The sequence below is a fragment of the Nocardioides pyridinolyticus genome (assembly GCF_054653575.1).
Genome location: NZ_BAAIFY010000125.1, coordinates 1 through 202, shown reverse-complemented (window position 1 = coordinate 202; position 202 = coordinate 1). Strand labels below are relative to the sequence as shown.

General features: G+C 70.3%; 1 pseudogene. It reads right to left on the bottom strand.

The features are described 5' to 3' along the window. A pseudogene (locus ACYQ0U_RS22925) lies at positions 1–202 on the bottom strand (IS630 family transposase); the annotation flags it as partial.

Sequence of the window (202 nt, the reverse complement as noted above, 5' to 3'; positions counted from 1 at the left end):
AGGAACCGGGCCCGCCACTTGGCCACCGTGCCCCGCCCGATCGCGAGCTCATCGGCGATCACGGTGTTGGAGTCGGTTCCCTCACCGGCCGCGCAGCGCAGCACGATCCGAGACCGCAACGCCAGCGCCTGAGCGGTCTTCGGCCGCCGCGCCCACGCCTTCAGCTGATCAACTTCGGCCGCTTCCAGCACCAGCGGCAACA